The organism is Flavobacterium sp. (genome assembly GCF_043779715.1).
In the GTDB taxonomy this organism is placed as follows: Bacteria; Bacteroidota; Bacteroidia; order Flavobacteriales; family Flavobacteriaceae; genus Flavobacterium.
Window position 1 is genome coordinate 1 of the sequence record NZ_JAYWDT010000234.1, and the last position, 13,322, is coordinate 13,322.

General features: G+C 30.6%; 15 protein-coding genes. 3 read left to right on the forward strand and 12 right to left on the reverse strand.

Going from position 1 to position 13,322, the window contains the following annotated elements:
* Positions 1 to 178: 178 nt before the first annotated feature.
* From mnmE to ACH2BG_RS11270, 7 genes are all read right to left on the reverse strand, one after another.
* Positions 179 to 1,585 carry a tRNA uridine-5-carboxymethylaminomethyl(34) synthesis GTPase MnmE gene (gene mnmE, locus ACH2BG_RS11240; RefSeq protein WP_395047787.1) on the reverse strand — a complete coding sequence of 469 codons (1,407 nt, stop codon included), beginning with the start codon at positions 1,583 to 1,585 and terminating at the stop codon, positions 179 to 181.
* 267 nt (positions 1,586 to 1,852) lie between these two features.
* The gene (locus tag ACH2BG_RS11245) at positions 1,853 to 2,212 is read right to left on the reverse strand and encodes a response regulator transcription factor (protein WP_395047788.1); all 360 of its coding nucleotides are present in this window, start codon (positions 2,210 to 2,212) and stop codon (positions 1,853 to 1,855) included.
* A 19-nt stretch (positions 2,213 to 2,231) separates the two neighbouring features.
* Positions 2,232 to 3,482 (reverse strand): YaiO family outer membrane beta-barrel protein, encoded by a 1,251-nt coding sequence (locus ACH2BG_RS11250; protein WP_395047789.1) that lies wholly within the window; start codon positions 3,480 to 3,482, stop codon positions 2,232 to 2,234.
* Entirely contained in the window at positions 3,479 to 4,912 is a 1,434-nt protein-coding gene (locus tag ACH2BG_RS11255; protein WP_395047790.1) for a glycosyltransferase, read from the reverse strand. The genes ACH2BG_RS11250 and ACH2BG_RS11255 overlap by 4 nt, the downstream gene beginning before the upstream one ends.
* Positions 4,909 to 6,084 (reverse strand): hypothetical protein, encoded by a 1,176-nt coding sequence (locus ACH2BG_RS11260; RefSeq protein WP_395047791.1) that lies wholly within the window; start codon positions 6,082 to 6,084, stop codon positions 4,909 to 4,911. Before ACH2BG_RS11260 ends, ACH2BG_RS11255 begins: the two co-directional genes overlap by 4 nt.
* A gap of 113 nt (positions 6,085 to 6,197) precedes the next feature.
* Positions 6,198 to 6,962, reverse strand: coding sequence for a TIGR02757 family protein (locus tag ACH2BG_RS11265; RefSeq protein WP_395047792.1), 765 nt, complete (start codon positions 6,960 to 6,962; stop codon positions 6,198 to 6,200).
* Positions 6,955 to 7,632, reverse strand: coding sequence for an ABC transporter ATP-binding protein (locus ACH2BG_RS11270; RefSeq protein ID WP_395047793.1), 678 nt, complete (start codon positions 7,630 to 7,632; stop codon positions 6,955 to 6,957). Before ACH2BG_RS11270 ends, ACH2BG_RS11265 begins: the two co-directional genes overlap by 8 nt.
* Before the next feature lie 231 nt (positions 7,633 to 7,863).
* Here ACH2BG_RS11270 and msrA point away from each other — a divergent pair, with 231 nt between their 5' ends.
* On the forward strand, positions 7,864 to 8,412 hold the full coding sequence (gene msrA, locus ACH2BG_RS11275) for a peptide-methionine (S)-S-oxide reductase MsrA (RefSeq protein ID WP_395047801.1): 549 nt from the start codon (positions 7,864 to 7,866) through the stop codon (positions 8,410 to 8,412).
* A gap of 49 nt (positions 8,413 to 8,461) precedes the next feature.
* Complete coding sequence (locus tag ACH2BG_RS11280) at positions 8,462 to 8,770, forward strand: hypothetical protein (protein WP_395047794.1); 309 nt, start codon at positions 8,462 to 8,464, stop codon at positions 8,768 to 8,770.
* A 28-nt stretch (positions 8,771 to 8,798) separates the two neighbouring features.
* Here ACH2BG_RS11280 and ACH2BG_RS11285 read toward each other — a convergent pair whose 3' ends face one another.
* The 5 genes from ACH2BG_RS11285 to serC all read right to left on the reverse strand — a co-directional run bounded on the left by ACH2BG_RS11285 (position 8,799) and on the right by serC (position 12,041).
* On the reverse strand, positions 8,799 to 9,104 hold the full coding sequence (locus ACH2BG_RS11285) for a DUF6787 family protein (RefSeq protein ID WP_395047795.1): 306 nt from the start codon (positions 9,102 to 9,104) through the stop codon (positions 8,799 to 8,801).
* Positions 9,105 to 9,135: 31 nt separating this feature from the next.
* Positions 9,136 to 9,561, reverse strand: coding sequence for a DUF6146 family protein (locus ACH2BG_RS11290; RefSeq protein WP_395047796.1), 426 nt, complete (start codon positions 9,559 to 9,561; stop codon positions 9,136 to 9,138).
* A 46-nt stretch (positions 9,562 to 9,607) separates the two neighbouring features.
* Positions 9,608 to 9,886, reverse strand: a complete 279-nt coding sequence (locus ACH2BG_RS11295; protein ID WP_395047797.1) for a hypothetical protein — start codon at positions 9,884 to 9,886, stop codon at positions 9,608 to 9,610.
* Positions 9,887 to 9,934: 48 nt separating this feature from the next.
* Positions 9,935 to 10,894, reverse strand: a complete 960-nt coding sequence (locus ACH2BG_RS11300) for a D-2-hydroxyacid dehydrogenase (protein ID WP_395047798.1) — start codon at positions 10,892 to 10,894, stop codon at positions 9,935 to 9,937.
* A gap of 76 nt (positions 10,895 to 10,970) precedes the next feature.
* Complete coding sequence (serC, locus tag ACH2BG_RS11305) at positions 10,971 to 12,041, reverse strand: 3-phosphoserine/phosphohydroxythreonine transaminase (RefSeq protein WP_395047799.1); 1,071 nt, start codon at positions 12,039 to 12,041, stop codon at positions 10,971 to 10,973.
* Positions 12,042 to 12,282: 241 nt separating this feature from the next.
* On the opposite strand from serC, the gene ACH2BG_RS11310 reads away from it, so the two are divergent.
* A partial coding sequence (locus ACH2BG_RS11310; RefSeq protein WP_395047800.1) for a tetratricopeptide repeat protein occupies positions 12,283 to 13,322 on the forward strand: 1,040 nt, incomplete at its 3' end.

Genomic DNA, 13,322 nt, shown 5'->3' on the forward strand with positions numbered 1-13,322 from the left:
ATTTCTCTTTATATTACAAATGTAGAAAAAATATATTTATGAGGTACAAAAATGGTACAAAAAATAACAAAAAATAACAAAATATCGCAAATTAAAATTTTCTACAAAATAAAAAATCCCTTTATTTAAAAGAGATTGTTGTGTTATTTTTTGTTTTGATTTGTGATGTTTTATTAAGTTATTTGCCAATACAGAAATTTGCGAAGATGTTTCCTAATAGCTCATCGTTAGTGACTTGTCCTGTAATTTCTCCGAAATAATACAGAGCTTGTTTAATATCTATCGCCATCAAATCGCTTGGTAAATTGGTTTGCAAACCGTATTTTACTTTCTGAATTTCTTCTAATGCTTTGAGTAACGAATCGTAATGTCTAGTATTAGTTACAATGGTTTCGTTATTGCGCAAAGCTCCAGTATTTACAAACGAAAGCAATTGATTTTTAAGTTCATCGACACCAATATTTTCTTTGGCAGAAATTTTAATTAACGATGAATAATTGATAATTGATAATTTTGTAGCAAGTAATTCTTTTTGTTCCTGATTTAAAGAGTCAATTTTATTAATAACCACAACTAATGGTTTCAACGGAAACTGATTTTTTATTTTCTCAATTTCAATTTTCAACTTATTATCATTATCAATTATCAATTGTAAACTATCAATTAGAAACAAAACGACTTGTGCTTGCTCTATTTTTTCGAAAGTTTTCTTGATTCCGATACTTTCTACTACATCTTTTGTTTCACGAATTCCGGCAGTATCTATAAATCTGAAACCAATACCGCCAATAACCAATTCGTCTTCAATCGTATCGCGAGTGGTACCTGCAATTTCTGAAACTATGGCGCGTTCTTCATTCAATAAAGCATTCAATAGTGTCGATTTCCCTACGTTTGGTTCCCCAACAATTGCCACAGGAATTCCATTTTTTATTACGTTTCCAACGGCAAATGAATCGATTAATCGTTTTAATACGAATTCGATTCTGTTTAATAAATCATTAAATTGAGTTCTGTCGGCAAACTCTACATCTTCTTCTGCAAAGTCTAATTCTAATTCGATTAAAGAAGCAAAGTTTAACAATTCCTCACGTAGTTTGGCAATTTCGTTACTAAAACCACCACGCATTTGTTGCATCGCAATTTGATGAGCAGCTTCGTTATCGGAAGAGATTAAATCGGCAACAGCTTCGGCTTGGGATAAGTCCATTTTTCCGTTCAAGAAAGAACGCAAAGTAAATTCTCCTGCTTGTGCCATTCGACAGCCTTTTCGAAGTAATAATTGTATGATTTGTTGTTGAATATAGGTCGAACCGTGACAAGAAATTTCAATCGTGCTTTCTCCAGTATAAGAATTTGTTCCTTTGAAAATTGAAAGTAAAACTTGGTCTAAAACTTTAGTATCATCTACAATATGACCCAAATGCAGCGTGTGTGATTTTTGTTTGGTAATATCTTTGCCCGAAACCGATTGAAATACTGACGAAGCAATAGTTATGGCTTCTTGCCCAGAAATTCTAATTACTGCAATGGCTCCAGCTCCAGAAGGAGTAGCAAGGGCAACTATTGTATCGTGGTAAATCATTTAATAAGGTTTCGAAGTGCAAAATTACAAAGAGACAAAGGTAATAAAAAAGAAAAGAGTATCTTTTTGTTACATTCCTTGTTAGATAACTTTAATAAAAACACAAACGCTTTTAGAAAATATCATCACGGATTACCACAATTTTTTTAATATTAATAAGTAGAAATTCGTATTTGAAATAATAAATGAGGAATTTTTCGGGTTGCCTTGTAATATAAAAAGAATACTTCAATGACTTAAATTAATCTTTGCAGATTTGTACTTTACTTACAACAACAAACGTTTTACTCTAAGGATTAATTCGATTGGGTTAAATGGTTTTGCCACCAAATCATCGGCACCTAATTTGAAAGCTTCTATAATGGTTAAATCTTCTTTGCCTAAAGAAGAAATAATTATAATTGGGATTTTAGGAAAATTTGTTTTTACATAAGAAGTAACTTCCAGACCAGATTTGTATGGTAACATAATATCGGTAATAATTAGATCATAATTATTCTGATTTATCATAGCGAAACCTTCATTTCCATCTTTTGCTACATCAATAACATAGTCTTCTTTTTTTAATAGAAATTCTATAATATTATTAATAATCTTGTCATCTTCTATAACTAATATCTTTTTCATTTACCTACAGCTTTAACTTCTAGAATTTATATTGTAATGATACGAATAAATTATATTCGTTCTGAAAAGTATTTAACTTATATTCTTGTCGGTTATAACTTGCTTGTAATCCTGTAGCATAATGTGTACCAAAAAGCTTGTAATATCCTGCACCAACACGATATGAGTTGAATGCTAATCGCTGGTCAAACTGCCCTAAGGTAATTCTTTCGTCGGGCGATGTACCATAACCAGCAAATGCAGTTAGATAATCGTATTTTGTGTCTAAATAATATCTTGCAGTTGCTGTAAAGGCTGAATATGTTTTGCTTTCAAAAGATTGAAAGTATGACTTTAAATTTAGCCAATAAGCGCCAACATATTTTCCTATACCAAAAACACCTGCATGAAAGTTGAAAGTTGTAGTTTTCGAGTAACGTATTCCTGCATCGGCTTCCCAACCTTTGTTGAAACTATAAAAATAAGAATATGCAAGCCTAAGTTTCGGAAAAACATTCTCATCATAACTGTACGCAATATCTACATAGGAATAACTTTTTTTATTGTTTTTGAAATAAGTTTCAAACTCATACTGAATTCCTGAATTTTTATATTGGAAGGAATATCGTTCAGCATAATTTATCTGTGCAATAAATGATATTAATCTCCGCTCTCTTATGTATTGAAAACCAATAAGATGCCAAGGGCCAACTGCGTTACGACTAAAGCTTGTATTGTTATAGTTAATCCCAACACGATTGGAGTTTGTTTTTGTTTTTAGCTCAACAAGTTGTTGTTTTAGTTTACTGTTTTCAGGATATTTTCCGACTAATGATTCTAAATATTCGATATTTTTCTCGTAGTTATTTTGGGAATATATTACTTGTAGTTTTAACAATTCGAAATCTTTGTCTTCAGGATATATTATTATGGCTTTATTAACAGTAATTATTGCATTTTCCGAATTATTTTCTTCAATTTCTAATTTTGTAAGATATAGGAAAGCTTCTTTGTATTTAGGGTCTTTATCAATAACATGATTCAGATAATATCTTGCACTATCGACTTGTTTTGTAATTATATATGCTCGTCCCAAGGCTAAATGAAAATCTAAATAATTAGGTGCGAGTTTTATTCCTAAACTTGCGATTTTTATAGCTCTCGGATAATTTTTGGTAGTATTTATTTCGTAATTGGTTTTTATCAATAAACTATCAGTGTCTATTTTTTGAGCAAAAATACCGGTATTTATTAGTAAAAAAAATAATGCAATTTTAGTTTGTTGTTTCATAATTGTTCTTTTACATTAACAAATCCTTGTCTAGTCATGGTTCCCCATTTTTTTTCTTTATTGGTAAGAAAATGGATATAACCTTTTAGCGATGCATATACATTTATTGGATGGTACAAAAATGGTTCTAAAAACACCATCAGAATTAGTGTTGATAGTTCGCTAATATTGGCATATTGCTTATACAAAAACTGATCTAAATAGATAGATATTAATGTTATTGCGGTATAAAAAAAATAAATAAAAACCGATACGATAAGTAAAAATTCATAGTTAACAGTAAAAAATATAATATCTAACGCGAGTACTATGAGTCCTAAAACCTCCAGAATAGGTACAAAAAATTCGAATAAAAAATAATGTGGCATAATTATTAAACCAGTTTTTCCGTATTTTGGATTCAGAAACATTTTTTTATGTAAATATAACGTTTGTACCAATCCTCTTGCCCAGCGAACACGTTGTCTTAGAAAGACAGTTTTATCCGAAGGAACTTCAGTCCAACAAAGTGATTCTGGAATATATTTTATTAGAAAATCTTCTTTTCTTTCGTGCATTAGTTTTCTCATTCTTGTAATGAGTTCCATGTCTTCCCCAAGTGACTGATGCCAGTAACCACCTGCATCTATTACTGTTTGTTTGTCGAACATTCCCAAACCACCGGAAACAAGAAGCAAACAATTTGTCTTGCTCCAAGCCATTCGTCCAAACAAAAAAGAGCGAATATATTCGAGTTCCTGAAATCTGGCAAAGAATTTATTGGGATAATGGGATTTGTAAAGCATACCATCTTTAAACTCACAAGAATTAGAAATTCTAATGGCTGCACCAGTTGCAATAACTTTTCTGGTATTTTCTATAAATGGTTTGGTAAGCATAACAATAGTATCTTTTCTGAGGATGCAATCGACATCGGTACAAATAAAAAGAGAATATTTTGCGGAATTGATACCTGCATTTGAGGCATCTGCTTTGCTTTTTCCGTTTTCCTTATCTATAACTAAAAGTTTGGCATAAACAGGATTTGAAGACTTATAATGACACTTAACGGGTTGTGTTTTTATTTTTTCTTGATAAAAAAAATCAACTTTTACCAAACTAAATTCATTAATTAGTTTTTGAAGAGTATCGTCAGTACTTCCATCATTTATGATAATAATTTCAAATTTAGGATAATCCTGTGATAACAGTGATTTTACATTATATACAATTGTTGCTGCTTCGTTGTAGGCTGGTGCAATGACTGATACTCCTAGAGTATGGTTGGATTTTATTAAAACATCTTTGTGCAAATAATATTTTGAGTTATAATAATTTTTTATGGCCAAATAAGACAATAGGGCTAGTACTAAATAAATTAATACATAGCTGACGGAGTAAAAAGCTGAAAATATTTCGAACTTTCTAATTATATTTTCTAAAGTATTCAATTTAAACAAGGATTGTTTACGTGTAAAACTATTTTTTTTATCAATTCATTTTCAGCTTCATCATCAGTTGTAAAATCATCAAAATACGCTTTGTCAATTTTACTGATGCAGTTTATAATCTCAAACTTTATATCAATATTTTTTTCGACGTCTAATAAATTAATGGCAAAATACAAGGTTGTGTAATCCCCAATAATAGTAAGTGTTTTTAGGATAGATATTTTGTTTCGGATATCTGATTCCTTTTTGTAATGGAGTATTAATGTCTTATTTGCATCAAAAATTACTAATTTACGAATTGCTAATATAATTTCTTTTCGGACTATTATATCTTGATGTAACAATAAATACTTAATTCTTGAAGCGGTTATGTTTTCTCTGTATCTCACCATTAGCTTAATGGCTAAAATTATAACTGATGGGTTGTTGCTATCTAACCAGCTGTTTATCGTTTTTGGAATTACCGATTTTTTCTGATATATTAAATCTAAAATTTTCATCTCATCGGCACGTGATATTTTTTCATCATAGTTTTTTAAAATATCAAACTTCTCGTCCGACAGTGCAATAAGAGCGATAAGTGCATTAGATTTTAAGTATTTGTTTTTGCTCTCTAAGTAAGGTTTTACATATGCTTTCTTGATTTTATAATCTAAACTTTGGTAGTGATAAAACCCTAAAGATTTATAATACCATTTTTTTCTATTTATTAGTTTTTGGCTATATTCATTAAGCCTAAATTGTTTGTATATAATTAAGATTAAATTAGGGTTTACTGCTTTTATATTCTTCTTAATGTGAATTAATTTATCTAGAATTAAATATTTGCACCATTTATTTTTAAAAATATCCGTATTCTTAAACGCTACAATTTTTAATTTTGTTTCATTGAAGCTGTAGTTTGAAAAAATTAAATCGGCAAGAAAATCATTAATTTCGGCTTCAACATTTTTCTTTTCACTTTTTAATTTATCAAAATAATACCTAGTAATAATAAGTAATGACACAAAATAGGTAATGGTAAAAACAAGAAATGGAATCGCTATATATTTTAGAAACATATAAAAAGAATGCGCAGTAAAAGTATGATCTACCCAAGAAGTAAATTGAGTAAAACTATAACTTAAATGTAAATATGTAGTTAAAAAATAAAATTTAAAAATTGTATACATACACTTCTTGGGCAAATAAAATGCAAATAAATAATCGAAATCTTGCTAAACCTAATTAAAACGATTAAGTGTAAGTAAATTAGGATTAATTGTAATATTTAAAGAATTAATAGCTAAAATTTCTCAAAAACACCCAAGCCAAACAAAGCAAAATCATATTTTACAGGATCGTTAGCATCTAATAATCTGAGATTTGTATCTAGTTCGGAAAGTGCTTTGGCATCGTTTTGCTTTCTTAATAATAATTCGAGTTTGCGAGCTACATTTCCAGAATGTACATCGAGAGGACAAGATAAAGCAGAAGTAGGAATTGTTTTCCAAAGTCCAAAATCGACACCATTCTTATCTTGTCTAACCATCCAACGTAAAAACATGTTGATTCTTTTTGCCGCTGAACCATTCATTGGATCGGAAACATGTTTTTGTGCTCTTGGTAAATGATTGTCTTCGAAAAATATTTTTTTGAATTCGGAAATACTTTTTTGCATCGAATATTCTGTAGCATTTTTAGCAAAAACAGCTTCCAAACCATTGTGATTTGTATAAATGTTTTGCAAACTTTTTATAAATTGAATAAAATCTTGTCCGTTGAAGGTTCGGTGTACAAATTTGTCTAACAATTCCAGTTGATTTTCGTTGTATGACATAACAAAATCATAAGGAGAATTTCCCATGAGTTGCATCATTTTATGCGAATTATTAATAATCATTTTTCTATTTCCCCAAGCAATTGTTGCGCTAAGAAATCCAGCGATTTCTATATCTTCTTTTAATGAAAATAAATGTGGAATTTGAATTGGGTCACTCTCAATAAAATTTGGATTATTGTAGAGAATAACTTTCTCGTCAAGAAAAGATTTCAGTTCGCTTTTATTCATTGATGACTTCGGATCTAATATTTCCGTCCACCATAATTAGTTTTCTATCAGCCATATTAGCTAATTCTTCGTTGTGGGTTACAATGACAAAAGTTTGCCCTAATTCGTCCCGAAGTTTGAAAAATAATTGATGCAAATTCTCGGCAGTATGCGTATCTAAATTCCCAGAAGGTTCATCTGCAAAAATTATTGCGGGTTTGTTTATTAAGGCTCTCGCGACTGCTACACGTTGTTGTTCTCCACCCGAAAGTTCATTTGGTTTGTGATTCATTCGGTCTTGTAATCCTAAATAAGTTAGAATTTTTTCGGCTTCAACTTCAGTCTCAGCTTTCGATTTATTTGCTATAAAAGCAGGAATACAAACGTTTTCTAAAGCTGTAAATTCTGGTAAAAGCTGGTGAAACTGAAATATAAATCCTAAATTTAAATTTCTGAATTTAGACAAATCTTTATCGTTCATTTTCAGAATATTTTGTCCATTTATTTCTAAAAAAGAACCATTGTTCTCTGTGGGTTTGTCCAACGTTCCTAAAATTTGAAGCAATGTGGTTTTTCCTGCTCCAGAAGCACCAACTATCGATATGATTTCGCCTTTTTCAATATGCAAGTCAACACCTTTTAACACTTGTAACGTGTCATAACTTTTTTGAATATTTTTTGCTTTAATCATACAATCGGTTTTCACAAAGAAACAAAGAAATTTGGGTATAATAAAATCTAAATTTACAGATTAGCCGTATATGATTATAAAGTTTCGTTAATAATGACTTTTTTTGAATACAATTTCTCTAATTTTATAAAAAGTAATGCTATGAAAAATCTCTGGTTGTCTATTTTATCGATAATGACTTTGAGCTGTCAATCGAAATCCAATAATGTAGAAAAATTTGAACCCAATACTATGAATATCGAAAACGGAAAGGAAATTGCCATTTTTGCTGGAGGTTGCTTTTGGTGTACCGAAGCAGTTTTTTTAGAACTAAAAGGCGTAGAAAATGTTAAACCAGGTTATATAGGAGGAAAAACTGTAAACCCAACTTACGAGGACATTTGTACTGGAACAACTGGTCATGCCGAAGCCATAAAAATAATTTTCGACCCTAGTAAAATTTCCTACGGAGAATTGTTAGAAGTATTTTTTGCAACCCATGATCCAACAACGATGAACCGTCAAGGAGCCGATATGGGAACGCAATATCGTAGTGAGGTTTTTTGTATCAATGCAAAACAAAAAGAAGTCGCATTGGCATACATCAAACAACTAAATGATGCTAATACTTATGGAAAAAATGTGGTTACAAAAGTTTCTGACGCAAGTACTTTTTACGTCGCCGAAGATTATCATCAAAATTATTACAATCAAAATAAAAATAAATCTTATTGTACTTATGTAATCACGCCAAAGATTGACAAAGTGAGAAAAGAGTTTAAAGACAAGCTTAAAAAATAGTTTGGCATTAGTTTTGTGTATTTAGGAGTATAATTTTAATTTATAAGAAATGGCACAAGAAATAATGACTAGAATTGAAACCAAGTCTAATCTGAAAATAGGGAAGCTCATTTTGAGTATTATTTTCGATTTAGTAGGTATGTTGTCTTATGTTTTTCCAGGAATAGCTGAAACTACCGATGTAATTTGGGCGCCAATTTCGGGAATGTTATTGGTTGCTATGTATAAAGGAACAACAGGTAAAGTTGCTGGAGTTATAGGAACATTAGAAGAGTTAATCCCTTTTACGGATATTATTCCAACTTTTACAATAACTTGGTTTTACGAAAACTATTTAGATAAAAAGAATAATAAATAAATTTAAAAGCTCCAATTTGGGGCTTTTTTTATGATTTAAAAACCCAACCCAATCCCATACTTTGAAGCATTTTTTTACTAAAAGCGAAGAAAAAAGGAAATTGCCCAAAAATAAAACCAATTACGATAAGTAAGAAAGGATACAAAGGCATTACGAGAACAATAAGTATCAAGTAATAAAAAAATAAAGGTAAATTGTCTTTATTCAGTCCCAAAAAAGACATGCAAAAAGAAGAAATTCTTGCCGAAAGTGAACCATTTATTGCAAAAACTATAAATATAACAAACAACTGAAAATTTGAAGATATTCCCCAACGTTGTTTTAACTTGTTCATAGTTTTAAAATTTTAAAACAAATATAAAATATTATCTAGGAGGAACAAAGCCAAAAAGTTGTTGTTTGTAGGTATTCTGAAAATAAATCATATAATTGTATATCAAATAATTTACTTCGTAACCATAATGTACATTATAATCATAATTAATTTGCATTTCGTATAAGCTAGGATTGTAGCGTGTAGGTTGCAAAGCACGATTATTCCACTCGGCAACATAAACTCTGTTTTTGCTTTCTAGATAACTTTCCGAATGATAATTTCTAGGAAAAGCACGACTATTAAGCCAATAAGTAAATCCACCATCTATAATTGTAACTTCATATTCTAAAGCTTCATTGGCAATTCTTATAGTATCCCCTTTAATAGGATTTGGAGTACTTGTAGCAACTATATTTTTTGTCTTGCAACTAAGAAGGCAAATTAAAATTAATCCAAAAATAGAAAGATGTTTCATGATTTGATTTTATAAAAAAATCCCACCGAAGCGAGATTTAATATTATTATTTTTTCCCGAAAAGACTACCAAATAATCCGCCAAGTCCACCTTTTTTGGTCGCTGCCGCAACAGCATCTCCCAATCCAAGTTGTCCGTCTCCGTCTTGATCTAACATAGAAGTTAAAACAGAACCTCCCATAGATGATGATGGCGCTTGTTGTTGTGATTGACCACCGCCTAATAATCCGCCAAGAATATCAGTAAGGCCACCTCCATTTGAAGTAGTACCACTATTATTTAGACCACTTCCTTGTGCTTGTTTTGCAAGATAAGCCCCAACCATAGTTCATTTAGCTTTTAGTTGATTTAATAGTAAATGTATGAAATATATTTATAACTCGGACTTTACTAAAGCAATTATTTGCTCTGCAAGTTCGGTACCAATTCTGTCTTGTGCTTCGATAGTTGCTGCACCAATATGTGGTGTCATAGAGATGTTTGGATGCATTAGTAATTGAACCGCTGGTGTTGGTTCGTTTTCAAAAACATCTAAACCAGCAAACAGTACTTTTTTGCTGTCTAAAGCGGCAACAAGTTCAACTTCATTTATAATTCCGCCACGAGAACAGTTTATAATTCCCACGCCATCTTTCATCAAATCGAATTCTCTTTTTCCAATAATATAATCTTTTTGGGCAGGAACGTGAAGGGTTACAAAATCCGAATGTTTTAGTAATTCATCTACAGGTTCTGTTTCGATTTCTACATTTATGAATTGACCATTATAAAATTCGATTTTAATTTCTGCTTTTCCAACATAATTATCGGACGCAATAACTTTCATACCCAAACCTAAAGCCATTTTTGCTACCGATTGACCTATTCTTCCAAAACCAATAATACCAATGGTTTTGCCACGAAGTTCGATACCATCTGCGTAAGCTTTTTTCAAATCATTAAAACGAGTATCGCCTTCTAAAGGCATATTTCTGTTTGAATCATATAAAAATCGAACACCCGAAAACAAATGAGCAAAAACCAATTCCGCTACAGAGTTTGATGACGAAGCGGGAGTATTTATTACTTGAATATCTTTCGAAATAGCATAATCAACATCAATATTATCCATTCCTACGCCACCACGACCTATAATTTTTAGCGACGGACAAGCATCTATAATATCTTTTCTAACTTTGGTCGCGCTTCTAACTAATATCACCGCAACTTGATGTGTATTTACAAAATTGATAACTTGTTCTTGTGCAACTTTTGTAGTAATGACTTCAAAACCACTTTTTTCTAATGCGAGAATTCCACTTTTAGAAATTCCATCGTTAGCTAATATTTTCATTTAATGTTTATTTGTTAATTCGGTTATTTGGTTATTTGTTTCATCGAATAACCGAATCAACAAATAACCAAATCAACTATATTTTATTTTCTAATTCTTTCATCACATTTACTAAAACCTGTACACTTTCTAGCGGAAGCGCATTGTACATCGAGGCGCGATAACCACCTACGGAACGATGACCAGATAAGCCTGAGATTCCTGCTTCTTTCCACATTTTGTCAAATAATTCAGTATGATTTTCGTCGTTTAATAAGAACGTGGCATTCATATTACTTCTGTCTTCAACGTTTGCTGTACCTTTAAACAAAGGATTTCTATCAATTTCTGAATATAATAAATTTGCTTTAGCATTATTTATTTTTTCGATAGCTGGAATTCCACCCAAATTTTTCAACCATTGTAAGGTTAAAAGAGATGCATATATAGGAAAAACAGGCGGCGTATTGTACATGCTTTCTGCCTTAATGTGTTTTTCATAATCTAACATCGATGGAATATAACGTCCTATTTTACCTAAAATTTCTTCTTTAACAACGACTAAAGTTGCTCCAGCTGGTCCCATATTTTTTTGTGCTCCAGCATAAATTAAATCAAATTTAGAAAAATCTAAAACTCTCGAAAATATATCAGAACTCATATCGCAAACTACTGGAATATTTGTATTTGGAAACGATTTCATTTGTGTTCCGAAAATGGTATTGTTACTCGTGCAGTGAAAATAATTAGCATCGCTAGGAATATTATAATTTGTAGGAATATGGTTGTAATTTTCGGCTGCAGATGAAGCTACAACAACTGTTTCTCCAAAATATTTAGCTTCTTTTATTGCACCACGTGCCCAAGTTCCTGTATCTAGATAAGCAGCTTTGCCGTTTTCCTTCATCAAGTTATACGGAACCATTAGGAATTCTAAACTGGCGCCACCAGCTAAAAATAAAGCTTGGTAACCTTTGCCTTCTAGTCCTAAAAGTTCTAAAACTAAAGCTCTAGCTTCTTCCATAACGGCCACAAAATCTTTGCTTCTGTGGGAAATTTCTAAAAGAGAAAGTCCAGAATTATTAAAATCTAAAATCGCTTGTGCCGACTTCTCGAAAACTTCTTGCGGAAGTATGCAAGGTCCTGCGCTGTAATTGTATTTTTTCATTGTGAAGTTATTAAAAAACAAATCTCGGAAATAACCATTTAAATTCCCACTTTATTTATTAGTTATATCTGTATGTTATCAACAAAAACGTTATAGTAGATTTTGTATATATGTGAATTTAATCCAAATAAGCAAGTGGCATTTTCTATAAATCTATGTGAGGAATTAATTAAGGATTATTTTTAAAATATTATCATAAGAATAATTTAAAAAATTTAAATTTGACATTTATATCTTTTAGATGAAACAAAATTTTCTTAAATCAATTTCAATTAGTATTGTTTTTTTGACAATTGCTCAATGTCCTTTGTTCGCACAGCCTAGTCAAAAAGAATATGCCAATTTGCAAACTTCATATAAATATTCAAAAACAGATTCTTCACGAGTTATGATTCTTAATCAGTTGGCTTGGCTTTTTAGAAAATATGATAAAGATAAGGCCTTAAAATATTCCAAGAAATCAATTGTTGTAGCGGAAAAAGCCGATTATTTGGAAGGAATAGGGTTTGGAAATATGGCCATTGGAAATGTTTATAATTACCATTCTCAACATGATTCAGCTATTATTTATTACAGAAGAGCTATTCCATATTTAAAAGAAATTAAAAGAAATAAAATAAAAAATTTCCGACTGGGGCAATTATATTACAATCTAGGAATGGCCTATACTGGTATAGGATTTCATGAAGAAAGTATTTCTTCGTTAATTAAATCGGTTGAGTTTTTTTCTCTCAGCAATAATAAAGAGAAATTGGCCTCCTTATATATATCAATAGCAAATATTTATGAAACACAAAAACAATATAGTAAATCTCTAAAATATGCTAATATAGCGCTTGAGGATACAAAACGAATTAAGGATACAACGGAATATTGTTACGTTATGAATGATTTGAATAATATCTTTTTGAGTTTACATACAGAAACTAAAAACTTAAAATATCTTAAAAGAGCTAAAAATAATTTTTATAAAACTGCTGCTATTATAGAAAACAGTCCTCATATAGATACTGATGGAATCATATTACCTACAATATTAAGTAATATTGGAGATTGCTTAATGAGAGAAATGAAATATGATAGTGCCGTTTACTATTTTAAAAAGAGTAATTTATTAGGAACCAAAATAAAATATGATTGGATAAAAGGCTATAATTTTACTTATCTAGGTGAAATTTCAATAAAAAAAAATCAGATAGAAGAAGCCAATAATTATTTTAAGAAAGCGTTATTGTATCGAAAAGATCATGGAGGGGATGATTTTAGCCTCAAACTCTATGA

What these genes read in the sequence shown, in the direction of transcription:
- mnmE (WP_395047787.1), bottom strand. Translation starts at nt 1,585, where the DNA reads ATGATTTACCACGATACAATAGTTGCCCTTGCTACTCCTTCTGGAGCT.
- ACH2BG_RS11245 (WP_395047788.1), bottom strand. Translation starts at nt 2,212, where the DNA reads ATGAAAAAGATATTAGTTATAGAAGATGACAAGATTATTAATAATATT.
- ACH2BG_RS11250 (WP_395047789.1), bottom strand. Translation starts at nt 3,482, where the DNA reads ATGAAACAACAAACTAAAATTGCATTATTTTTTTTACTAATAAATACC.
- ACH2BG_RS11260 (WP_395047791.1), bottom strand. Translation starts at nt 6,084, where the DNA reads ATGTATACAATTTTTAAATTTTATTTTTTAACTACATATTTACATTTA.
- ACH2BG_RS11265 (WP_395047792.1), bottom strand. Translation starts at nt 6,962, where the DNA reads ATGAATAAAAGCGAACTGAAATCTTTTCTTGACGAGAAAGTTATTCTC.
- ACH2BG_RS11270 (WP_395047793.1), bottom strand. Translation starts at nt 7,632, where the DNA reads ATGATTAAAGCAAAAAATATTCAAAAAAGTTATGACACGTTACAAGTG.
- msrA (WP_395047801.1), top strand. Translation starts at nt 7,864, where the DNA reads ATGAATATCGAAAACGGAAAGGAAATTGCCATTTTTGCTGGAGGTTGC.
- ACH2BG_RS11280 (WP_395047794.1), top strand. Translation starts at nt 8,462, where the DNA reads ATGGCACAAGAAATAATGACTAGAATTGAAACCAAGTCTAATCTGAAA.
- ACH2BG_RS11285 (WP_395047795.1), bottom strand. Translation starts at nt 9,104, where the DNA reads ATGAACAAGTTAAAACAACGTTGGGGAATATCTTCAAATTTTCAGTTG.
- ACH2BG_RS11290 (WP_395047796.1), bottom strand. Translation starts at nt 9,561, where the DNA reads ATGAAACATCTTTCTATTTTTGGATTAATTTTAATTTGCCTTCTTAGT.
- ACH2BG_RS11295 (WP_395047797.1), bottom strand. Translation starts at nt 9,886, where the DNA reads ATGGTTGGGGCTTATCTTGCAAAACAAGCACAAGGAAGTGGTCTAAAT.
- ACH2BG_RS11300 (WP_395047798.1), bottom strand. Translation starts at nt 10,894, where the DNA reads ATGAAAATATTAGCTAACGATGGAATTTCTAAAAGTGGAATTCTCGCA.
- serC (WP_395047799.1), bottom strand. Translation starts at nt 12,041, where the DNA reads ATGAAAAAATACAATTACAGCGCAGGACCTTGCATACTTCCGCAAGAA.